Origin of the sequence: Bosea beijingensis, assembly GCF_030758975.1 — a bacterium.
GTDB classification, from domain to species: domain Bacteria; phylum Pseudomonadota; class Alphaproteobacteria; order Rhizobiales; family Beijerinckiaceae; genus Allobosea; species Allobosea beijingensis.
In genome coordinates, this window is sequence record NZ_CP132359.1 from 1,360,829 (window position 1) to 1,383,349 (window position 22,521).

At 67.5% G+C, this 22,521-nt stretch carries 17 protein-coding genes; 5 read left to right on the top strand and 12 right to left on the bottom strand.

The genetic code is table 11. The features are described from left to right. Positions 1-51: 51 nt before the first annotated feature. Positions 52-6,261: an apolipoprotein A-IV repeat region-like domain-containing protein gene (locus Q9235_RS06665; protein WP_306226033.1), complete on the top strand. Its 6,210-nt coding sequence runs from the start codon at positions 52-54 to the stop codon at positions 6,259-6,261. A gap of 75 nt (positions 6,262-6,336) precedes the next feature. Here the strand turns inward: Q9235_RS06665 and Q9235_RS06670 are convergent, their stop codons facing one another. The 5 genes from Q9235_RS06670 to Q9235_RS06690 all read right to left on the bottom strand — a co-directional run bounded on the left by Q9235_RS06670 (position 6,337) and on the right by Q9235_RS06690 (position 10,972). Further along, positions 6,337-7,050, bottom strand: a complete 714-nt coding sequence (locus tag Q9235_RS06670; protein ID WP_306226034.1) for a DNA helicase — start codon at positions 7,048-7,050, stop codon at positions 6,337-6,339. Positions 7,051-7,238: 188 nt separating this feature from the next. Next, the gene (locus Q9235_RS06675) at positions 7,239-7,844 is read right to left on the bottom strand and encodes an ABC-type transport auxiliary lipoprotein family protein (protein WP_306226035.1); all 606 of its coding nucleotides are present in this window, start codon (positions 7,842-7,844) and stop codon (positions 7,239-7,241) included. Positions 7,845-7,847: 3 nt separating this feature from the next. Then, entirely contained in the window at positions 7,848-8,990 is a 1,143-nt protein-coding gene (locus Q9235_RS06680) for an MlaD family protein (RefSeq protein ID WP_306226036.1), read from the bottom strand. A 3-nt stretch (positions 8,991-8,993) separates the two neighbouring features. Then, positions 8,994-9,824, bottom strand: coding sequence for an ABC transporter ATP-binding protein (locus tag Q9235_RS06685; RefSeq protein ID WP_306226037.1), 831 nt, complete (start codon positions 9,822-9,824; stop codon positions 8,994-8,996). Positions 9,825-9,826: 2 nt separating this feature from the next. Beyond that, positions 9,827-10,972, bottom strand: a complete 1,146-nt coding sequence (locus Q9235_RS06690) for an ABC transporter permease (protein ID WP_306226038.1) — start codon at positions 10,970-10,972, stop codon at positions 9,827-9,829. Between the two features lie 310 nt (positions 10,973-11,282). Between Q9235_RS06690 and Q9235_RS06695 the strand changes: the two genes are divergently transcribed. Then, positions 11,283-12,140 (top strand): hypothetical protein, encoded by an 858-nt coding sequence (locus Q9235_RS06695; RefSeq protein ID WP_306226039.1) that lies wholly within the window; start codon positions 11,283-11,285, stop codon positions 12,138-12,140. An 18-nt stretch (positions 12,141-12,158) separates the two neighbouring features. Here Q9235_RS06695 and Q9235_RS06700 read toward each other — a convergent pair whose 3' ends face one another. Genes Q9235_RS06700 through Q9235_RS06710 form a run of 3 tightly spaced genes read right to left on the bottom strand, consistent with a single transcriptional unit; the run spans position 12,159 to position 14,904 of the window. Beyond that, positions 12,159-12,971, bottom strand: coding sequence for an ABC transporter permease (locus tag Q9235_RS06700; RefSeq protein ID WP_306228146.1), 813 nt, complete (start codon positions 12,969-12,971; stop codon positions 12,159-12,161). 59 nt (positions 12,972-13,030) lie between these two features. Next, positions 13,031-13,849 (bottom strand): ABC transporter ATP-binding protein, encoded by an 819-nt coding sequence (locus tag Q9235_RS06705; RefSeq protein WP_306226040.1) that lies wholly within the window; start codon positions 13,847-13,849, stop codon positions 13,031-13,033. 23 nt (positions 13,850-13,872) lie between these two features. Further along, positions 13,873-14,904: an ABC transporter substrate-binding protein gene (locus Q9235_RS06710; RefSeq protein WP_306226041.1), complete on the bottom strand. Its 1,032-nt coding sequence runs from the start codon at positions 14,902-14,904 to the stop codon at positions 13,873-13,875. Positions 14,905-15,051: 147 nt separating this feature from the next. Between Q9235_RS06710 and Q9235_RS06715 the strand changes: the two genes are divergently transcribed. Continuing rightward, positions 15,052-15,852, top strand: a complete 801-nt coding sequence (locus Q9235_RS06715) for a creatininase family protein (RefSeq protein WP_306226042.1) — start codon at positions 15,052-15,054, stop codon at positions 15,850-15,852. A gap of 3 nt (positions 15,853-15,855) precedes the next feature. Here the strand turns inward: Q9235_RS06715 and soxR are convergent, their stop codons facing one another. Continuing rightward, on the bottom strand, positions 15,856-16,311 hold the full coding sequence (soxR, locus tag Q9235_RS06720) for a redox-sensitive transcriptional activator SoxR (protein ID WP_306226043.1): 456 nt from the start codon (positions 16,309-16,311) through the stop codon (positions 15,856-15,858). 76 nt (positions 16,312-16,387) lie between these two features. Between soxR and Q9235_RS06725 the strand changes: the two genes are divergently transcribed. Both Q9235_RS06725 and Q9235_RS06730 read left to right on the top strand, forming a co-directional pair. Beyond that, on the top strand, positions 16,388-16,981 hold the full coding sequence (locus Q9235_RS06725) for an NADPH-dependent FMN reductase (protein ID WP_306226044.1): 594 nt from the start codon (positions 16,388-16,390) through the stop codon (positions 16,979-16,981). A gap of 200 nt (positions 16,982-17,181) precedes the next feature. Continuing rightward, entirely contained in the window at positions 17,182-17,946 is a 765-nt protein-coding gene (locus Q9235_RS06730) for an MBL fold metallo-hydrolase (protein ID WP_306226045.1), read from the top strand. Positions 17,947-18,078: 132 nt separating this feature from the next. On the opposite strand, the gene Q9235_RS06735 is transcribed toward Q9235_RS06730, so the two are convergent. From Q9235_RS06735 to otnK, 3 genes are all read right to left on the bottom strand, one after another. Beyond that, positions 18,079-19,572, bottom strand: coding sequence for a malonate--CoA ligase (locus Q9235_RS06735; protein WP_422678351.1), 1,494 nt, complete (start codon positions 19,570-19,572; stop codon positions 18,079-18,081). Positions 19,573-19,637: 65 nt separating this feature from the next. Then, positions 19,638-20,972 (bottom strand): malonyl-CoA decarboxylase, encoded by a 1,335-nt coding sequence (locus Q9235_RS06740; RefSeq protein WP_306226047.1) that lies wholly within the window; start codon positions 20,970-20,972, stop codon positions 19,638-19,640. A gap of 58 nt (positions 20,973-21,030) precedes the next feature. Beyond that, positions 21,031-22,296, bottom strand: coding sequence for a 3-oxo-tetronate kinase (gene otnK / locus Q9235_RS06745; protein WP_306226048.1), 1,266 nt, complete (start codon positions 22,294-22,296; stop codon positions 21,031-21,033). Positions 22,297-22,521: the final 225 nt, after the last annotated feature.

Below are 22,521 nucleotides of genomic sequence, written 5' to 3' on the forward strand. Positions count from 1 at the left end.
GCGGAAATCACCGTGTGCGCCCATGTTCAGTAGCGTGGCGAGGCGGCAACGATGAATCGACCCAAGAAGCTCCAGGACCCCACTGAAGCTGCGATGTCGGCGATCGAAGAGGCGCTTCGGCTTGACCAGCCCAAGGACGGCACCGACACGCCGGTCGAAACCGAGCCTCGCCTGCCCTCGACCAGCGAGAACGACCTGAAGCTCGAAATGCCGCGCGTCGAGCCGGCCCCTGCCTCGCCGCCGCCCGCGCCTGCCGCCCCCGCCCAGCAGCAGCCTGCGCCGCCGCGCGCCGCGATCGCGCCCGATACCAGCCGCGTCGCCAATGACGACCGCCGGGATTCGAGCTCCCTCGTCCAGGCTTTCGCCGTGCGCCCGTCGAGCAGGCCGTATTGGTTCGCCGCACTCGCTTCGCTCGCCTGGCTCGGCGGCGCCGCCTTCGTCCTGCTCGGTCGCTACGGCTCGTTCAGCAACGGCCTGCCCGAGCCCGTCGCCAGCTTCGGCATCGGCGAATGGACGCTGCTCGCGCTCTCGATCGGCGCGCCGGTCGTGTTCTTCTTCGTCCTGGCGGCACTCTATCGCCGCACCCAGGAAATGCGCCTGATCTCGCGCGCCATGACCGAGGTCGCGCTTCGCCTCGCCGAGCCCGAGGTTGCCGGCGCCGATTCCGTCCTCTCGCTCAGCCAGACCATCCGCCGCGAGGTCGCCGCCATGGGCGACGGCATCGAGCGCGCGGTCGCACGTGCCGGCGAGCTGGAAACCATCGTCCGCGGCGAGATTTCGACGCTGGAGCGCGCCTATGCCGATAACGAGATCCGCCTGCGTTCGCTGATCGACGAGCTCGTCACCCAGCGCGAGGCGGTGGTCGGCAATGCCGAGCGCGTCAAGCTCGCCATCAGCGGTGCCCATGACGGGCTCGCCAAGGATCTCGACAGCGCCAGCCGCGCCATCGCGGAAGCGGTCTCGCAGGCCGGCGACCGCGTCACCGGTTCGCTCGGCGCGAAGGGCGACCAGATCACGCAGGCGCTCGGCCGCGCCGGCGAGAAGATGATCGAGGAGATCAGCGGCCGCAGCCACGACCTCGTCGAGCGCCTGCAGATCACCTCCGGCGAAGTCTCCGAGCGCCTGGCCGGCGCCAGCGGCAACCTGTCGGACATGCTCGATGGCCGCGCCAAGGAGATCGCCAGCTCGCTGGAGCGCACCGGCGCCGTCCTGACCGAGGGCCTGACCACCGGCGCCCAGGACGTCACCCGCGCCATCAGCGAGACCGGCAACCAGGTGGCGGAGACGCTGACCGGGCGTGTCGAGACCGTCAACGAACTGCTCAAGAACACCGGCGAGACGCTCGCCCGCGACATCTCGGCGCGCGGCACGGAAGCGGCCGAGCGCTTCGAGGTCAGCAGCCGCAACATGGTCGCGCTGATCGAAAGCCAGAGCGAGGCCCTGCAGGCACGCCTGGCGGAATCGGGCGAGGCGCTGCGCAGCGCGCTGTCCGACGAGGGCGAGAGCGTCACCACCCGCCTCGCCGAAGTCGGCCGCGGCGTCAACAGCCTGCTCAACCGCCAGAACGAGGCCATCGCCACCCGTCTGACCGAGGTCGGCGAGAGCGTCCACGGCCTGATCGGCACGCATGGCGACACTCTGGTCGGCCGCCTCAACGAGACCGCGCGCACCGTCGACGACGTGCTGCGCGAGCGCAGCGAGGCGATCATCCTGCGCGTCAACGACGCCAGCCAGTCCCTCAGCGAATCCGTCGCCCAGCATGGCGACACGCTCACCGGCCGCATCACCGATGTCGCAGGCCAGGTGAACGGGCTCTTCACCGAGCAGGGCAGCAAGCTCGTCGACCGCCTCAATGAAACCGGCCAGACCGTCCACGGCCTGCTGGACCAGCAGGCGGACAAGCTGGTCCACCGCGTCTCCAGCGCCGGCAACGAACTCGCCGATCTCGTCGGCCAGCAGAGCGACGGCGTCGTCAACCGCGTGTCGCAGGCCGGCAGCGAGCTGGCTCGCGTGCTCACGGAGCGTAGCGAAGCCGCGGTTGCCAGCGTCTCCGATGCCGGCCGCAACCTCGCCAGCCTGATGGGCGAGCAGGGCGACGCCACCGTCGCGCGCGTCTCGAATGCCGGCGCCGACGTCGCCAAGCTGCTGTCGGAGCGCAGCGAGGCGCTGGTTTCCAGCGTCTCGGGCGCGGTCAACACGGTCGAGACCCGCCTGCGCGACGAGAGCGAATTGCTCGTCAGCCGCCTGACCCAGGCTGGCCAGGAGGTCGGCGTCGTCGTCGGCAACGAGAGCGAGCGCCTGATCAACGGTCTGTCCGAGACCGGCATGCGCGTCAGCGCGCTGCTCGAGGAGCAGGCCGGTGCGATGACCGTCAAGGTTTCGCAGGCCGGACTCGAGATCAAGGATCTGCTCGGCAACGAGAGCCAGGCGCTGGCGAGCCGCGTCGCCGATGTCGGCCGCTCGGTACACGGCATCCTGGCGGAGCGCTCGAACGCGCTGATCATCCGCCTCGCCGAGACCGGCGCCAATATCGACCAGCAGCTCGACGAGCGCGGCGCGACGCTCGCCGCCCATGTCACCGGCAGCATCGAGGCGGCGAAGACCGCTCTCGAACAGCAGCAGACCGGCTTCCTCACCAACATCAGCGACACGGCCGAGAAGGTCGGCGCCCTGCTCGGCGAGCAGCGCGAAACCATGGTGCGCGACCTCGTCAGCACCGGCCGCGAGGTCCACACCCTGCTCGGCGAGCAGAGCGAGGATCTGGCGCGCCGCATGACCGAGGCGACCCGCACCCTCACCGAGACGATCAATGTCGACGGCCGCCATGTCGCCGACCGTGTCTCCGAGGCGACGCAAGGGTTGCGCGACACCTTCACCGTCCATGCAGAAGAGGCACGCACCATGCTCGCCGGCACCGGCCGCGAGATCGTGCTGGCGCTGACCCAGCAGGGCGGGCGCGTGAACGAGGCGCTCTCGGCCAATGCGGAGTCGATGCTGCGTTCGGTCGAGGGCCGCGCGCAGGCTTTGAACGAGGCGCTGGCGCTGCGCCACGACGCGCTGACCAGGCTCTTCGACGAGCGCGGGCACGAGATCGAGGCCGCGCTCGGCGGGCGTCTCGCCGCGTTCTCGACGCTGTTCGATACGCAGGGCCGCGATGTCGAGAACGCGCTCGCCGCGCGCCTCGGCGCATTCGAGGACCTCATCGTCAACCAGGGCGGCGTCCTGACCGCCAAGATCTCGGGCGACGCGCAGCAGCTTACCGCCGCGCTCCATTCCGGTATCGCGCAGGTCGAGAAGCTGATCTCCGAGGACAGCGTCATGCTGGCCGACAAGGCCGGAACGCGCGCGCTGGAAGCGGCCGAGCTCCTCGCCAGCCGCACCCGCGAGGCGGCGGAGGCGATGGAGAGCCAGATCAAGCTGTTCGAGGACCGCTCCGGCACCAAGAGCGCCGAGATCGCCGGCACGCTCGACAGCCTGATCGCCCGCATCGACGGCAGCCTGGGCTCGCGCGCCACCGCCCTCAACGAGGCGCTGGTCGAGCGAACGGTCGATATCGCCCGCGTGCTGGCCGAGGGGGGCCGCGAGGTCACCAAGGCACTCGCAGCCAAGGCCGACGAGATCGGCGAGGTCGTCACCTCCAAGAGCGAGTCGCTCACCCGCACGCTCAGCGACAAGGCCGACACGATCAACGCCACGCTTGGTGGCCGTGCCCTCCAGATCGCCGACACGCTCGACCAGAGCGTCGCGCGTTTCGAGGAGCGCGTCGTCGGCCGCCTCGACACCGTCTCGCACACGCTCGACACCCGCGGCGACGAGATCGCCGCCACGCTGCAGGGCCGTTCGGAAGCCATCGCCTCCGTGCTCGCCGAGCGGGCGCAGGAGCTGCGCGCGCTGTTCGACGACCAGGGCGGCGGCATGGTCTCGGCGCTGGCCGGCCAGAGCGAAGCGATCGCTGCCGCGCTTACCGAGCGTGCCGAGCAGTTGCGCACCCTGTTCGACGATCGCGGGCTCGGCATCGTCGCCGCGCTCGGCCGTCGGGGCGACGCCATCTCGGGCGCGCTCGACCAGCGCGCCGAGCAGCTCCGCGCGATCTTCGAGGGCCAGGGCGCCGGCATCGTCACGGCGCTGGAGCGCCAGGGCGCGGCCGTCGCCTCCTCGCTGGAGGAGCGGACCACCGCCCTGCACGCTGCCTTCGACACGAGCAGCAGCGGCCTCGTCGCAGCCCTCGGCCGCCAGGGCGATACGATCACCCAGTCACTCGACGAGCGCGTCGAGACCTTGCGCACCGTGTTCGATGCCAAGGGCAACAGCCTCGTCGCGGCTATCGGCGAGCAGGGCGCGGCCTTCACCCAGTCGGTCGACGAACGTGTCGAGGCTCTGCGCGCCACGTTCGACGCCAAGGGCAACGGCGCCGTCGAGGCGCTGAACGAGCGCGGCGAAGCGCTCGCCAACGAATTCGCCTCGGTCGGCGAGATCGTGGTCCGTGCGCTTGAAAGCCGCGGCAACGCCATCGTCGCCGGCCTGCGCGATCGTGGCGCCGCCATTGCGAGCGCGATCGAGGCTTCGTCCAGTGCTCTGCGCGAGACGCTCGAAGCCGGCTCGAAGCAATCGGTCGAGGCGCTGGTCGGCACCAACGAGCAGCTCCGCGAGGAGCTCGGCGGCATGCTGGGACGCCTCGGCGAAGCCAACAAGCTGATGCAGCAGATCGTCAACGGCGCGAACAAGAACCTCGCCGCCGTCGAGAACAGCCTGTCGACCCGCGTCGGCGAATTGCAGACGGTGATCGGCACCGTGATGGCGGAGGCCGGCTCGGCCTCGCAGCAGGTCACGGCGCAGATCGCCGAGCTGAAGAGCTTCTCGGAAGGCACGCTGCGCGAGACCGCGGCGCTGGTGGGCCAGCTCGACGATCGCGGCACCTCGCTCAATGAGGTGACCCAGGCCAGCAGCGCGGCGCTCAACGCCGTCGCCGGCAGGCTGGAGCAGATCGAGGGCCGCGTCGGCAAGGCTCTGGTCGAGCGTCGCGAGGCGCTTGAGCAGCTCCATGGGCTCATTACCAACCGGACCGACGATATCGAGTCGATCACCCGCTCCTTCGGCACGCTGATCGACGATTCGCTAAGCACAGCCGAGGCGCGTGCCCGCCAGATCGGCACCGTTCTGTCCGACTCGGCGGAATCGACCACGAACGCCATCGCCCAGCAGTTCGAGACGATCCGCTCGGCCACCGGCCAGGAGCGCGAGCGCACGGCGGAGGCCCTGCGCGCGGCTTATGCCCAGGTCTCGGCCGAGGTCGGCGGCGAGATCGCCAAGGTCACCGAGCGATTCCAGAAGGCGGCGCAGGACATGCGCGGCATCACCGGCGACATCCAGCGCGAGCTGGAGGCGACCCGGGCCGAGCTGAAGCGCGGCGTGCTCGAACTGCCGGCGGAAGCCCAGGAATCGACTTCGGCCATGCGCCGGGTCGTGGCCGAGCAGATCAAGGCGCTGAACGACCTCACGGAGATCGTGACGCGGGCCGGCCGGCGGGGCGACGTCTCGATGCCGATCGACCATGCCGCCAGCCGGCGCCCGGTCGCCGCAGCGACTGCAGCCGTGGCTGCCGCCGTCGCCTCCCCGGCCCGGCCCGCTCCGGCGTTCACGCCTGCGCCGCAGCCCGCGCCTGCCGCGGAGGAGCCGCTTCTGCGGCCGTCCCTCGATGCCGCGGCGAGCGAACCCGAGCAGCCTGCCGCGCCGCGCCCGGCCGTCCGCATCGAGACCGCGACGACGCCGACCCGGCCGGCTTCCGTGCAGGAGGCGCCGCGCCGCCAACCGGAGCCTGCCCCGCAGCAGCAGCCGGCCAAGGCTGGCTGGCTCTCCGACCTGTTGACCCGCGCCTCGCGCGAGGACAAGCAGCCCGAGCCGAGCAAGCCGACGACGCATTCGATCGAGAAGCTCGATTCGCTCTCCGTCGACATCGCGCGGATGATCGACCATGACGCCGCCGTCGAGTTGTGGGACCGCTACAAGCGCGGTGAGCGCAACGTCTTCACCCGCCGGCTCTACACGCTGCAGGGCCAGCAGACCTTCGACGAGATGCGCCGCAAGTACCGCCGTGACGCCGAGTTCAAGGATACGGTCGACCGCTATATCGACGAGTTCGAGCGCCTGCTCGGCGAAGCGGCCAAGGACGACCGCGACTCGATGGTGGCCAAGACCTACCTGACTTCGGAGACCGGCAAGGTCTACACGATGCTGGCCCATGCCAGCGGGCGCTTCGAGTAAGCGCCGCCGTCAGCCAAGAAATGAGAAGGGCCGCCCGAAAGGGCGGCCCTTCCTGTTTTGAGGTGCAGCGCTCGCCTAAGCCGCCGCGCGGAAGCACGCCTCGCCCCTGTTCACGAAACAGGTCTTGTCGAACAGGGCGAGATCGAGGGGGTTGGGCAATCGTATGTCCGCGATCTCGGGGAACGGCTTGCCCGAGCCTTCGTAGGAACGGTCGATCTGCGACAGGAAGACCAGGATCAGCCCCCTCTTCCGCGCGAAGGCTTTCAGCGTCCTCACCTGCAGCGCCAGTTCCGGCGTGTCACGGCGCTGGTCGAGAAGTTGCAGGTAATCGATCACCGCGACCGTGCCGTGCGGCGCATCGGCCAGCCTTGCGACGATATAGTCGGCGCTGATCGCATCGGAGCAATCGCAGTCGAACAGACCTGCGAATTCGGCCGGCTCGACGTTGATCCCCCGCAGGCGGGAGAGCACGTCAGCCGGCGTGTATTCGAGCGTGAGGAAGACGCCATGGTGTCCGGCGCCCATGGCTTCCGCCAGAAGCGCGAGGCTTGCCAGCGTCTTGCCCTGCCCCGGCCGCCCCGCGATCAGGACGAGATCGCCAGGTTCCAGCAGCGGCCAGAACGCACGAACCGATGCCATTCCGGGCTGCTTCGCGACGAGCAGGCTCCAGCCGCGATAGCCCTCCTCAGCCGCGATGCGGTCGAGGGCTGCATGGAGCGGGATGCGCTCCGCCCGGCTCAAGAGCCGCGCCTTACGCTTCAACTGATGGATCGGGGCCGACAAAACCATGACGTGAACCTCCTATCACGAGCAGTTGACGCAATCCCTCCTCATGCGTGATGCCCGGACAGTCGGTCAGGTCGATGAAAATGCCCCGCATGATGATGCTGCCCCGGCTGGAGGGGGGAGGCTCGGGCCGAGCCGGAATCAGAGTCTAGCGCCGCCGCTGGCGGAAGGAAACTGCCGGGAGGGCGCGCTCAGCGCGCCCAGCGCACGATCTCGACCAGCACCTGCGACAGCGCGCGATCGAGCGCCTGGGTCGCGCCCGCCCCGTCGACGGAGCCTGCCGGCACGCGCGCTGCGAAGAGCCGCGCACGCTGGATCTGCCCGGTGCGGTCACCGACGATACGGGCGGTGATCTCGACCACCGCCGTGCCGGTTGCGGCGTCGATGTTGAAGCTGCGGATATTGGTGTTGAGCTGGACATCGGGCGAAATGCGCTGGCCTGGCCCCGAGACCGAGCCGACCCGGCCGGCATTCTCGAAGGTCTGGATCAGGCGGGCCTGCACCAGCGCGGGAACCCGATCCGCCCATTGCGCGCCACCGACGAAGGAGAGCGCGCCGCTCGAATCCTTGACGATGACGCGGTCTGAATCGAGCGCCTGAACCGCCGTCGGCTCGGCCACGACCATCGCGGCCCGCGAGCCGCCGACCTTGCCGAATCCACCCGGTGCCGAGAGATCGAAGGTTGTCGGCGTCGCTCCGCCGCCGCAGCCGGCGAGCAAAGCCGAGGCTGCGAGAGCCAAGGTCGGAAGGAAGCGGCGAGCCCGGCGGGCCGGAGGAACCTGAACCTCGGTCGTCATGGGCTAGCGGGATCCGTTGTACTGGGGAAGCGGCGGCTTGCCACCGAAGATGAATTGCTGCGGGTTACGCTCGAAATTCCGCAAGGTACGATTGAGTTCCGTCAGGGTCTTCTTGCCGTCCGAGGCCAGCGACTCGACATCGCGCAGGCCCGGCCCGGTGAAGCGGTTGATGCCGGCGGTGATCTCGGCGGTGCGCTTGTCGAGATTGTCGGCGAGCGTCCGGATCGACTTGGCAGCGTCGGCGACCTCCTGGAAGGCGCTGCGGCCATCGGGGCCCGATCCGGATTCGAGGAAGCCCTTCGCCGCCTTGAGCACGCCCTCGACCTGATCGGCCGCCTTGTCGAGCTTGGCCGAGATCGAGGCCGCGTCCTTCACCACCTTGGCGACTTCGCTGCTGGAGCCGCCGAGCGCGCCGGTGAATTTATCGACATTCTCGACGATGCTGGTGATCCGGTCACGGTCGACCGAGCGCACCACGGCCGTCAGCTCCTCGCTGAGCGCTTGCAGCTTCTGCGAGAGCGGCTGGATCGTCTCGGCGATATTGCCGAAGCCGGCCATCAGCTTGTCGAGCCCGTCGGCATTGTTGCCGAGCGCCTGCGAGAACTTCTCGACATTGCGAACGGTGTTGTTGATCGGCGTGGCGTTCTGCTTGATCAGCCCGTCGAGCGAGGTGAGCATCCCGTCGGCCTTTTGCGCGACGTTGCGGACGGTCTCGATGATGTCCTGCAATTCGGAGCGCTCGGCGATGATGGTCGGCATCGGCTCGCCGGGCTTGGCCTTCAGGACCGGCGCCCCCGGATCACCGCCGATGAGCTGGAGCGCGACCACGCCGGCCAGGCCTTGCGCCTCGATGCGGGCGCGCGTGTCCTCGCGCAAAGGTGTCGTGTTGGCGACCTGGATCACCGCATAGATGCGGCGCGGATCGTCCGACTGGAGCTCGATGCTGGTGACCTCGCCGACGCGCAGGCCATTGAACAGCACGCTCGATCCACGCCCGAGCCCGGTCACCGTGCCGGTGAAGATGACGCGGATGTTCTCCTTGCGCCCGGTCCCGCCACTGTTGAACCAGTAGACGAAGCCGAAGGCCGCCGCGAGGACCGCGAGCGTGAACAGACCGACGAGTGCGTAATTGGCGCGCGATTCCATCGTCTAGCCGTTCTGTCCCTGCTCTCCCGCCGGCAGTCTGGCCATGGCGCGCTCCCCGCCGAAATAGGCCTTCAACCATGGATGGTCGGATGCCAGCATCGTCGCCAGCGTACCGACCGCGATCACCTTCTTGTCCGCCAGAGCGGCGATTCGGTCGCAGGCATGATACAGGCTGTCGAGATCGTGGGTTACCATGAAGACGGTCAGGCCCAGTGTCTGCTTCAGGGTCATGATCAGATCGTCGAATTCGGCGGCGCCGATCGGGTCCAGCCCTGATGTCGGCTCGTCCAGGAAGACGATCTCGGGGTCGAGCGCGAGCGCACGGGCCAGAGCAGCGCGCTTGATCATGCCGCCCGAGAGTTCGGAAGGCGCCTTGTCGGCGGCGTCGCGCGGCAGGCCGACGAGATCGAGCTTCACCATCGCCAGCTCGTCGAGCAGATCGGGCGAGAGCTGAAGATACTCGCGCATCGGCACCTGGATGTTCTGCTTGACGGTGAGCGCCGAGAACAACGCGCCCTGCTGGAACATCACGCCGAAGCGCCGCTCGAGCACGCGGCGCTGCTGCGGGTTGAGATCGTCGACATCCTCGCCGAAGACCTCGATCGTCCCGCGCCGCTTGCGGACGAGGCCGAGGATGGTGCGCGTCAGCACCGACTTGCCCTGGCCGGAGCCACCGACGAAGCCGAGAATCTCGCCGCGCAGCACGTCGAGATCCAAGCCATCCATGATCACCTTGTCGCCAAAGGCGACCTTGAGATCGCGGACGCGGATGACCGCCTCGGGCTCGCCGGGGCGTGGTGTCCGATCGGGTTGGGAGGGGTTCTGCTGCGCCATCGTCAGAACGCGATCGAGGCAAAGAACATGGCGAAGAGCCCGTCGACGACGATGACCATGAAGATCGCCTTCACCACCGAGGCCGTGACCTGACGGCCGAGCGATTCCGCCGAGCCCTTGACTGCGAGCCCCTCGATCGAGGCGATCAGGCCGATGACGAAGGCCATGAAGGGCGCCTTGATCAGGCCGGCGGCGAAATGCTTCCAGGTGATGACCGATTGCAGGCGGGCGAGGAAAGTGTCGACGCCGATGCCGCCATAGAGCCAGGAGACGAGCCCTGCCCCGACCAATCCCGCCATCGCCGAGATGAAGGTCAGGATCGGCAGCGAGATGATCAGCGCGAGGATGCGCGGCACCACCAGCACCTCGATCGGATCCAGGCCCATCACGCGCAGCGCATCGATCTCCTCGCGCATCTTCATCGAGCCGATCTCGGCCGTGAAGGCCGAGCCCGAGCGGCCGGCGATCATGATCGAGGTCAGCAGCACCGCGAGCTCGCGCAGGATCAGGATGCCGGTGAGGTTCACGACGAAGGCGGAGGCGCCGAACTGCTGGAGCTGGAAGATGCCCTGCTGCGCGACGATGCAGCCGACGAGGAACGAGATCAGCATGATGATCGGCGCGCCGTTGAAGGCGATCAGCTCGATCTGGTTGACCAGGGACGGGCCCCGGAACTTGCGCGGGCCGAGCACGACGCTGGCCGAGCCGACGACGACCTCGCCGAGGAACATCGCGCCGCCGACCATGTCCCGCCCGAAGCGCACGACGCCCTCGCCGATATCGACGAGGATGTCGACCACCCCGACATGCCGGTGGGGCTTCGGCGGATCGTCGTCATGAACCTGCACTTCGGCAAGGAGGATACCGTGCTCGGGCCTGCTGCTGACGAGCTCGACTTCGACACCGTCCCGACCCTGTCTGGCCTTGAGGCGGTTGAGGACATAGGCACCGAGCGTGTCGAGCCGCGTCACCTCGGACAGGTCGATGCGTGCTCCGGGCGCCTCGTGCAGGCGCTCGCCGATCTCGCCGATCAGTTCTTCGATGCGTGGGGCGCGATCGGCACTCCAGGAGCCCGAAAGCGCCACCGCGAGCACGCCCGCGTCGTCGCGGAGGTTCGCCTGCGGTTCGGCGGTATCGAGGCTCGCCATGTCGCCTTGAGGTCCTTATCCCCTGGCCCGATCGGCCATGCAGCCTCCAGCGACCACAACTCGTCGTCGCGCCGGCCTCCCACCCCTTGCCCTGTATTGCCGCGGCGGCGCGGCTTGGCAAGTTTCAGGCACTCGACAGCGCCCTGCCCTGCCGCAAGCGCCCGCAATGCCGGAGGAAACCGGGCTCCGCCGGCATATTGTTTCAATTCGGGGCGCCGGCAGTAATTCCTTAAGCAATCGCGCGGCAGCTTCGGCGTTGAACTCACGACCGCCGCTCTGATTCGGCCGGTCCTTCGAAGGCAGATTCGTCATGGGCGACGTACGCTCGCTGACACCGCTGAGCCAGGCCGATTACGAGGCGATCGAAGCCGCGGTCATGGAGACGGCGCGTGGCCGCTGGTTCATGGTGGAATATGCTAGGCGCAACCGGCAGGCGGACACGCTGCAACTGCTCGGCGCGATCCAGCGGATCGAGCGGGTCGTCGGGCTCGGCGTGCAGGAGACCAGCCGCGAAACCAACCTGATCGAAGCGGCCGCGCTGATCAACGACCTGCGGACCGATCTCGAGCGGATCAGCGGCAAGGCCGACGCGCGCTCATCCGGACTCGCTGCCCAGATCGAGAAGGCAGCCGGCTCCGTGCTCGCCGCGACCGAGAGCATTCAGGAGGCTGCCTGGGGCCTGCGCGAGACCGGAGCCGACGAGGAAGCCTGCGACGCGCTCGATCGTCGTGCCGCCGAGATTTCGACGGCGATCAGCGTCGTCGACGGCGTGGTCCAGCGCATCGACAAGATCGCCGACACCATCGCCATGCTGGATTCGAGCCTGCGGGCCTTCGGCGAGGTTTCGCGCGAGAGCAGCGTAAGCTTCGCTGCGATGGCGGCGAGTTCCGAGGCGATGGTCGTGCCGGCTCCCTCGGCAGCGCCGCGCCACTACGAAGATCTCGACATCGCGACCGACGGCCACGAACCGGTCCCGCTGGAACCCAAGGACGCCGCAGCTTCCGAAACGCGCTTCGTCAGCGTTCAGCTACTCGACGACGATATCGTATTCAGCGAGCCCGAAAGCACGCGGCCGGAGCAGGTTCGACTGGCCGCAAGCCCCTTGGAAACCGCCCTGCGCGACATCGATGCCCTGCCGGCGGAGCGCAAGCTCGCCTATTTCGTCTAACGCCCTCCGGCCGATCGCTCAGTTCTCGCGGCGGATGGCGCTTTCGTGCCAGCGGTGCAGCAGCAGGTACGAGATCAGGCTGGTCGCCAGGAAGATCGCGATACCCGATAGCGAGATCATCACCAACGCCGCGAAGACGCGCGGGATCTTGAGCTGGTAGCCCGCTTCCAGGATGCGATAGGCGAGGCCCGAAGCGCTGCCCCCGGTGCCCGCGACGAATTCCGCCACCACCGCGCCGATCAGCGCGAGGCCACCCGAAATCTTCAGTCCGGCGAGGAAATAGGGCAGAGCCGCCGGCAGCTTGAGATAGCGCATCGTCTGCCAGCGCGAGGCGCCGTAGAGCTCGAACAGGTTGACGAGGTTATGGTCGGCCGAGTTCAGCCCGAGGATGGTGTTCGACAGGATCGGGAAAAAGGCGACGATCCAGGCGCAGATCAGCAGCGACAGGTCGATGTCGTTGGCCCAGATGATGATCAGCGGGGCAATGGCGACGATCGGCGTGACCTGCAGAATGACCGCATAGGGCAGCAGCGCCATCTCCAGCCATTTCGACTGGCTGAACAGTACGGCGAGCGTTACGCCGACGACGACAGCGGCCGCCAGCGCCATGAAGGTGATCTTCAAGGTGACCCAGAGCGAACCCGAAAGCGTGCCCCAGTCGGCGACCAGCGTCTGCCCGACCAGGATCGGCCCCGGCAGGACATAGTGTGGAATATCGTTCCAGCGCACCGCGAGTTCCCAGAGCCCCAGCACGGCGACGCCGATCACCAGAGGCGCGAGAATGCGCGGCCAGACGCTGGCGGGCAGGCCGAGGATGCGGGTCTCCGCCATCGCGACGGGCAGCGCCTGCGCGTCGGTGCCGTCGGAGCGAAGCGTTTCGACGGGCGCGCTCATTGGCCGATCGCCTCCTTCAGCTTGGTCGAGGCGACGCGGCAGAGATGGGCGTATTCGCCGGAGGTCCGGAACAATTCGTCGCGCGGATAGGCGGCATCGACCGATAGATCGGCCATGACCCGGCCGGGTCTTGCCGCCATCACGACGATACGCTGCGAGAGATAGACGGACTCGAAGACCGAATGGGTGACGAACACGGCGGTGAAGCGCTCGCGCTCCCACAGCGCCAGCAGGTCGTCGTTGAGGCGGTGGCGAGTGATCTCGTCGAGCGCCGCAAAAGGCTCGTCCATCAGCAGGATCTTCGGCCGCATCACCAGCGCGCGGGCGATCGAGACGCGCATTTTCATGCCGCCGGAGAGTTCGCGCGGATAGGATTTCTCGAAGCCCTCGAGGCCGACCAGCGCCAGCATCTCGGCGGCACGGGCCTCGGCCTCGGCGCGGGTCACGCCCTTGAGCTTGAGTGGCAGCATGACGTTGGCCAAGGCATTGGCCCAGGGCATCAGCGTCGGGTCCTGGAAGACGAAGCCGAGATCGCGGGCGCCATGGCCGGCGCTGCCTTGCGCCTCCCCGGTCTCTCCCGGCCAGGTGATGGAACCGGTCGTCGGCGCGCCAAGGCCGGCGATCATGCGCAGGAGCGTCGACTTTCCGCAGCCGGAGGGGCCGAGCAGGCTGATGAACTGCCCCGTCCCCAGTTCGAGATCGACATCGCGCACGGCGAGCGTGCCGTTGGCGAATTGCTTGGAGACGTGCCGGATCGCCACCAGCGGAGTGCTCGCGGCGGGTTGCGGCTTCGTCTCGTCCATCGTCACAGTCATCGTGTCGTCAACGCTTGTCCGGCTCAGCCCTTGCCGATGCCTTTGTTGACGAAGTCGAGGCTGTAGGCCTTCTTCACGTCGACGCCGGCCGGAACGACGCCGGCCTCGCTCATCGTCTTGTAGAAGCTCGCCCAGCGCGCATCGGTCATTGCGCCGATGCCGAGCGTCTTGGCGTCGCCGGAGACGACGATGCCGCGCTCGTTCATCACCTTGAGCGCGTAGTCGATCTTCTCCTGATCCATGTCGGGATTGTCCTTCAGGATCCGGGCATTGGCGGCCTCGTTGCCCGCACCGCCCTTCATGTACTCGGCCCAGCCTTCCAGCGTCGCATCGGTGAAGCGCTGCACGACGTCCTTCTTCTCCTGGGCCATCTTCCGGGAGAGCGTGATCGTGGTGTTGTAGTTCTCGAAGCCGGCATCGGCGAGGAGATGCACCACCGGATCGACGCCGGCCTTGCGGATCACGAAGGGCTCGGAAGACAGGAAGCCCTGCTGCGTCAGCTTCTTGTCGGCCAGGAAGGGCGCCATGTTGAAGGTGTACGGGCGGATCTGCTCGTCCTGGTAGCCGAATTTCAGCTTCAGGAAGGGCCAGAAGCCGACGCGGGCCTGCGCCGCGATCAGGATCGGCTTGCCCTTGAGATCGGCAAGCGTGTCGTTGCCCTGGCCGGGATGAGAGATCAGGACCTGCGGGTCCTTCTGGAAAATCGAGGCGATGCAGAGGAAGGGCAGGTTCTCGTGCGCGAAGGAGAGCGCCTCCAGCGAGTTGCCCATGATCATGTCGACGCGGCCGCCGAGCAGGAGCTGGGTCGGGTTCTGCTGCGGGCCGCCGGGGCGGATCTCCACGTCCAGCCCGTATTTCTTGTAGATGCCGTTGGCGGCCGCGAGATAGAAGCCGCCATGCTCGGTCTGGGCCCGCCAATTGGTCTGGTAGCTGACCTTGTCGAGCGTCTGCGCATTGACGCGCGCGCCGGGCACGGGGATCAGCAGGGAGGCGGCGGAGCCGCCGATCAGCCCGAGCGCGGCACGCCGGTTCACGCGATATTTCATCGTCGTCATCTCGCTCTCTCCCCTCATGCTGCGGCCGGTCAGCCACTGGCCCGTCTCCTTATCCCATGCGATAGGACGGCGGGACAATGCAACGCCGCATCGCCGGGTTTCTGCACAGAAACAAGGCGATGACATCGGCTCCTGACAGGCCTGATCATGACCGCACGCTTCTGGGGCGACCTGAAGAGCTCCGACTTCGTTGCCCTTTCATCCGAGCGCACCGTGGCGGTGCTGCCGCTGGCGGCAATCGAGCAGCATGGCCCGCATCTGCCTGTTTCGGTCGACACCACCGTGATGAACGGGATGCTCGCGGAAGCGATGCCGCTGGTGCCTGATGATCTCGACCTTCTCGTCCTGCCGACGCAAGCGGTCTGCAAATCGAACGAGCACCTGCATTCGCCGGGCACGGTGACGATCGGCTGGGAGAGCGCGATCCACTCCTGGCTGGAGATCGGCGAGAGCGTGAAACGCGCCGGCCTGCGCAAGCTCGTGATGGTCACCTCGCATGGCGGCAATGTCGACCCGATGAAGATCGTGGCGCGGGAGCTGCGCGTCAGCCATGGCATGCTCGCCGTCTGCACCGCTTGGTCGTCATTCGGCCTGCCTGAGGGGCTCTTTGGCGAGCTGGATCTCCGCCACGGCATCCATGCCGGCGACGCCGAGACCTCGCTGATGCTGCATTTCCGGCCGGACCTCGTCGACATGACACAGGCCGCACTGTTCAAGCCGCACACGGTGACGATGGCCGAGGAAGGCTATGCGCATCTGCGCCCGACCGGCCCGCATGCCTTCGCCTGGATGGCGCAGGACGTGAACCGTGCCGGCGCGGCCGGCGACGCCACGCTCGCAACGGCCGAGAAGGGCAAGGCGACCGCCGCCCTACAGGCGAAGGGCTTCGTCGCGCTCATGGCCGATGTCGCGCGGATGCCGCTCGATAGGCTCTACAAGGCTGGCTGAGCCTCACTCTGGATCGAGGAGGCGCGGCCCTGGCCCCTCCTCGGCCAAGCGATCAAGCGGATTGTGCAGCGGACAATCCCGCACCGAAAGGCAGCCGCAGCCGATGCAGCCGTTGAGGTGATCGCGCAGTCCCGTCAGCCGGTCGATACGACGCTCCAGCTCCTGCTTCCAGGCTGACGAGAGCTGCGTCCAGTCGGCGACAGTCGGCGTGCGCTCCTGCGGCAGGGCCTTGAAGGCCTCGCGGATGGTCTTCAGCGGGATGCCGGCGCGCTGCGCCACCTTGATGATGGCGACCCGGCGCAGCACCTCGCGGGCATAGCGACGCTGGTTGCCCGCCGTGCGATGGCTGCGGATCAGCCCTTCCGCCTCGTAGAAATGCAATGCCGAGACGGCGAGCCCGCTGCGGCGGGCGACATCGCCGACGCTGAGCTCGCCCGGCAGACGCGCCTGCTGGGACATCGGAAACACCTCTTGACCTAAACTTTACTTGAGGTTTTATAAGCCCCGCTCCCGTGATGCAAACCGGAGCGTTTCCATGCACCAGAAGGTCGATACGCGGATCAGGCTCGCCCTGATCTATGGCAGCAGCCGCGAAGGCCGATTCTGCGACAAGGTCGCCGGCTGGGCGATCTCGCAGATCGCGGGCGATGGCCCCTTCGACCTCGCGGTCGTCGATCCCGGCGAGATCGACCTGCCGCCGCGCCATGTCAGCGGCAAGCACCCAGCCCTCGAAGAGCTCCGGAACATCATCGGCTGGGCCGACGGCTTCGTCGTGGTGACGCCGGAATACAACCGCGGCTATCCGGCGATCCTGAAGTTCCTGATCGACGCGGTCGGCCCGGAATGGCGCGGCAAGCCGGTGGGCTTCGTCTCCTATGGCGGCATCTCGGGGGGCCTGCGCGCCGTCGAGCAACTCCGCCTCGTCTTCGGGGAACTGCACGCCGCGCCGATCCGCGACGGCGTCGCCTTCGCCGATGTCTGGAGCCGCTTCGATGCGGAGGGCCGCCTGCTCGATGCCGACCGGGCCGAGCAGGCGATGGCGACGATGTTGGCACAGCTCCATTGGTGGGCGAGCGCCCTGCGCAAGGCGCGCCAGGAGGTGCCCTACGGCCAGTTCGCGGCGGCGTGATACGTCACGCGAACGTGGGAAGTGCTTCACAAATCCGAACTGGTTTCATCGCGACGTGGGCGGAAGAATGCCTGCCCCGAGACTAGATCGTCGTGCGTCCTGCCGGACGCAAGGCGACGACCTAGCTCTTTGTCATCGCATCGGATTTGTCCGAAAAGTGGTCCCCACTTTTCGGTCCGATGCAGGAGGAGCCGACGGATATGAAGCTCAAACTTCTCCGCAACGCGACGCTGAAGCTCACCTATGGCGGCAGGACCTTCCTGATCGACCCGGATTTCGGCCCGCGCCATAGCCGCCGCTCCTTCACCGGGCGCTCGGAGAACCCGATGGTCGAGCTGCCCGAGCCGATCGAGGATATCGTCGCGGGCGTCGACACCGTGATCGTCTCGCATCTCCATGCCGACCATTTCGACGAGGTCGCCAAGGAGCGCCTGCCGAAGGACTTGGCCATCATCTGCCAGCCCGGCGACGAGGCCGTGATCGCTCAGGCCGGCTTCTCCTCGATCACGGCGATCGACTGCTTCATCCGGCTCGGCCAGATCATCTTGAAGCGGCATCCGGCCCAGCACGGCACCGGCGCCGTCGTCGAGAAGATGGGGCCGGTGATGGGTCTGAGCTTCGAGGCGCCGGGCGAGCCGACGCTCTACTGGTGCGGCGACAGCGTGCTCTATCCGCCGCTGCGCGATGCCGCGACGGCGACGGGGCCGGACGTCATCGTCACGCATTCCTGCGGAGCGATGTGGGACAACACGCTGATCGTGATGGACGACGAGCAGACGCTCGATCTCGCCGAGGCCTTCCCGCTGGCAACAGTGATCGCGACGCATATGGAGGCGCTCGATCACGCCACCGTCAGCCGCACAGCTTTGCGCAAGTCGGCGAAGGAGCGTGGCGTCGACACGCGGCGCCTGCGCATTCCCGCTGATGGCGAGACGATCGAGCTCGGCGTGCCGGCTTTGGTGTGAATCACTCAATACGCGGCGTCATCCCGGACGACCGAAAGGAGACCCGGGACCCATTCCGGAACGGTTCAGGCATGGATCCCGGCTCTTCGCTTCGCTCCGGCCGGGATGACACGCGATGAAGGTAGAGGTGGCTTACTCCCCTGCCTTCAACTGCTTGGCGTAGATGTCCTTGTACTGCTCGCGCAGCAGGTTCTTCTGGACCTTGCCCATGGTGTTGCGCGGCAACTCGGCCACCACGAAGACCTGCTTGGGCTGCTTGAACTTGGCGAGCCGCTGCTCCAGCGCCGTGGCGATGCCCTTCGCGGTGATCTCGGCGCCGGGCTTGCAGACCACGACCGCGGTGACGCCCTCGCCGAAATCGGGATGCGCCACGCCGATGACGGCGCTCTCGATCACGCCCGGCATCTCGTCGATCTCGGTCTCGACTTCCTTGGGATAGACGTTGTAGCCGCCGGTGATGATCAGGTCCTTGCCGCGCCCGACGATATGGACGTAGCCGGTGGGGTCGATCTTGCCGAGGTCGCCGGTGATGAAGAAGCCGTCGGCCCTGAACTCGGCCTTGGTCTTCTCGGGATTGCGCCAATAGCCCTTGAAGACGTTGGGGCCCTTGACCTCGATCATGCCGATCTCGTCGCGGGCGATCTCCTTGCCGGTCTCAGGCTCGGTGACGCGGGCCGAAACCCCCGGCAGCGGGAAGCCGACCGTGCCGGCGACGCGATCACCCTCGTAGGGGTTCGAGGTGTTCATGTTGGTCTCGGTCATGCCGTAGCGCTCGAGGATGGCGTGGCCGGTGCGGTCGCGCCATTCGCGATGCGTCTCGGCCAGAAGCGGCGCCGAGCCGGAGACGAAAAGGCGCATATGGCTGGTCGCCTCCCTGGTCAGGCGGGCATCCTGCAGCAGCCGGACATAGAAGGTCGGCACGCCCATCATGCTCGTGGCCTGCGGCAGGTACTTGAAGACCTGCTCCGGATCGAACTTGGGCAGCAGGATCATCGAGGCGCCGGACAAAAGGATCACATTGGTCGCGACGAAGAGGCCGTGGGTGTGGAAGATCGGCAGGGCGTGCAGCAGCACGTCGCCCTTGGTGAAGCGCCAGTAGTCGACCAGCGCCAGCGCATTGGACGACAGGTTGTCATGGCTCAGCATCGCGCCCTTGGAGCGCCCGGTCGTGCCGGAGGTGTAGAGGATCGCGGCAAGGTCGTCCGGCCCGCGCGCGACGTCCGTGAAATCGCCAGAGGCGACGTTGGCCTTGTCGAGCAGGCTGCCGGTGCCGATGCCGAGCGTCTCCAGCCTGGCCCCGGCCTTCTCGGCATAGGGACGCAAGGCTTCGGCCTTGGCGGGATCGCAGACGAAGACGGCGGGCTCGGCATCGCCGAGGAAATACTCGATCTCGGCCGGGGTATAGGCGGTGTTGAGCGGCAGGAAGATCGCGCCGGCCCTGACCGTGCCGAGATAGAGCATCAGCGCCTCGAAGCTCTTCTCGACCTGGACGGCGACGCGGTCCCCCGGCTTGACGCCGAGCCCGGCGAGCGCAGCGGCGAAGCGGGCGGAGACTGCGACCATGTCGCCATAGGAGAAACGCCGGCCGTCATCGAGCAGCGCGAAGGGCGCGTCCGGCGCCGGCATGCGCGAGCGGATCAGGTCGAAGAGATGATTGCCCATGATTTCGGGTCCTTTCAGGCATTTCCGTCTTAATTTCCCGCCGGGCGCAACAGCTTGCGCACGCCAGAGGAGGCCACAACCGTGTTGCGGGTGGCGAAGGCTTCGTGGTTGGTCTCGATATCGTCGAGGTCGTAGCGGTAATTGACCATCACGCCATGCGACTCGCGCAGGCCCCGCGCCGAGAGATTGCCGCCGACATTGATGCGCTCCAGCCGCGCGCCATTGCCGAGATGGAAGCGCGCGACCGGGTCGATGACGCGGCCCGAGGCCGTGCGCGCCCGTAGCATGTAATGCGCCATCATCTGGCCGAGCAGCTTGTCGCGGCGCGCCTTCGTCGCGTCGTCGAGCGAGATCGTCTCGCCGGCCGGGCGGGCCAGTTCGGCGCGCTCCTCATTGGTCAGGACGAGATCGCCGGGCTCGTCCGCAACGCCGGCAAGCCAGCGGGCGAAGCCGGGCACCGGCGAGAGCGTCACGAAGGTATCGAGCCCCGGCAATTCGCGCTTCAGGTCCTCGGCCACCTGCTTGATCAGGAAATTGCCGAAGGAGATGCCGCGCAGGCCTTCCTGGCAGTTCGAGATTGAATAGAACACCGCCGTCGTCGCCTGCTGCGCGGGCAGGATCGCGCGCTCGGCCTCCAGCACCTCGCCGATACTGCGCGGGATGTCGCCGGTCAGCGCGACCTCGACGAAGATCAGGGGATCGTCGACGAGCTGCGGATGGAAGAATGCGAAGCAGCGCCGATCCGCCGGCTCCAGCCGGCGCCGGAGGTCGTCCCAGCCCTGGATCTCATGGACCGCCTCGTAGCGGATGATCTTCTCCAGGACGTTCGCCGGCGTGCGCCAGTCGATCCGGCGCAGGACGAGGAAGCCACGGTTGAACCAGGAGCCGAAGAGATGGCGAAAATCCTCGTCGATGCCCTTGAGCTCCGGCTCCGCCGCCATCGCCTCGAACAGGGCCTCGCGCATCCGCACGAGAACATGGGTGCCCTCGGGGGCGAGATTCAGGCGGCGCAGCAATTCCTGCCGGCGCGGCTCGGATGCCTGATGCAGGGCCGCGACGGTCGCCGGATAGGGCTTGGCGCGATAGGCCTCGATCGCGGCGTCGAGCCGGTCGTGATCGGGGCCGAAACGCTCCCGCAGCAGGTTGAAGAAGGCGAGCCGGCCGGGCTTGTCGAGCCCCTGCCAGGCTTCCAGCACGGCCTGCGCCAGCGCCATCCCCGAGGCCTCACCCCGACCGGACAGCAGGTCCTCGCAGAGCTTGTCGATCGGGCGCGAGCGGTTGCCGAGGAAGCGCTCGAAACCGATCAGCGCGCGGCCGCGATCGGCCACGTTGGTCAGAAGTTCGCCGAGAAATGCCATGTCCATGCCGGCTCCCAATCCGTAGCCTGATCCTATACGAGATTCAGCGCAGGCAAATTGGGCATCAGCGCAGCAGGTTCCAGGCTTTCAGGAAGAAATCCGGCGTGCCGAAATTGCCGGATTTCAGTGCGACGACCATCTCCGGCCCGTCGACGACGCGGGTCCAGGGCACGCCGGGATCGATTTCCGGGCCGATTTCCAGCGTGCGGATGCCCAAGCCCAGCACGGTCGCGCCCGAGGTCTCGCCGCCCGCGACGAGAAGCCGCGTCACGCCGCCCTCCGACAGCCGCCGCGCGACTTCGGCAAAGGCGTGCTCGACGATGCTGCCGGCCTTCTCGCGGCCGAGCTTGTCCTGCACCGCCGCGACCTCGGCCGGATCGTCACTGGAATAGACGAGAAAAGGCTTGTCGGCCGATTGGGCCAATGCCCAGGCGGCGAGGCTTTCCGCATTCTGGCTGCCATCGGCCAGCGCGAAGGGGTCGACCTTGAGCGCCGGAAAGCCAGCGCCCAGCGCCGCCTTGATCTGGCCGCGCGTCGCGGTCGAGCAACTGCCGGAAATGATGCCGGCGCGCCCGGCCGGGGCTTTCAGCTCCGCCGGGCCCGGACGTTCGGGCAAGAGACCGGCACGACGGAAATTCTGCGGCAGGCCCATCGCAATGCCCGAGCCGCCGGTCAGCAGCACATGCTCCGACACGGCATGGCCGAGCGTCATCAGGTCTTCGTTGGTCAAGGCATCGGTAACGGCATAGCGGATGCCGTCGGCCTGGAGCTTCGCGAGGCGCGCCTTCACCGCCGAAGGACCGGCGAGCACGGTGGCGTAGTCGACGAGGCCGGTCTCGGCCTTCGCCTGCGTCGACATCAATCGCATCAGGCTGGAATCGCGCATCGGCGTCAGCGGATGATCCTTCATCGAGCTTTCGTGCAGCGGCACGGCACCGACGAAGAGATAGCCCTGATAGATCGAGCGGCCATTCGCAGGGAACGCCGGGCAGACGATGGCGAGCTTGGCGCCGAGGCGCTGCGCCAGCGCATTCGCCACCGGCCCGATATTGCCCTGCGCCGTCGAATCGAAGGTCGAGCAGTATTTGAACAGGATCTGGCGCGCGCCGCCCTTCAGCAGCGCCTCGCAGGCGGCGAGCGAATCCGCGACGGCCTCCGCAACCGGATTGGTCCGTGATTTCAGCGCGACGACGACGGCATCGGCTTCCGGCAGGGCGGCGTCGGCCGGAGGCACGCCGATGACCTGCACGGTGCGCATGCCCGCCCGGTTCAGCATCAGCGCGACATCGGTCGCGCCCGTCATGTCGTCGGCGATCACGCCCAGCAGCATGCTCGATCTCCCCTGCCCACTCGGGCGCCTTGCCTTGCCGACCGCCGTTCTAGTCCCTGCCGAGAAAGCTGGCGACCGCCGTTGCCGCATCGTGCATGTCCACCCCGCACATGGAAACCCGTTTCCGGCAATGCCTCTCGTGCCCAGGGGACAAGCACGGCTGCCTGCGAATTGATGCGGCGCATCATCGACGGCGGCCGCGATCTGAGTCAGGTTAGTGCCACA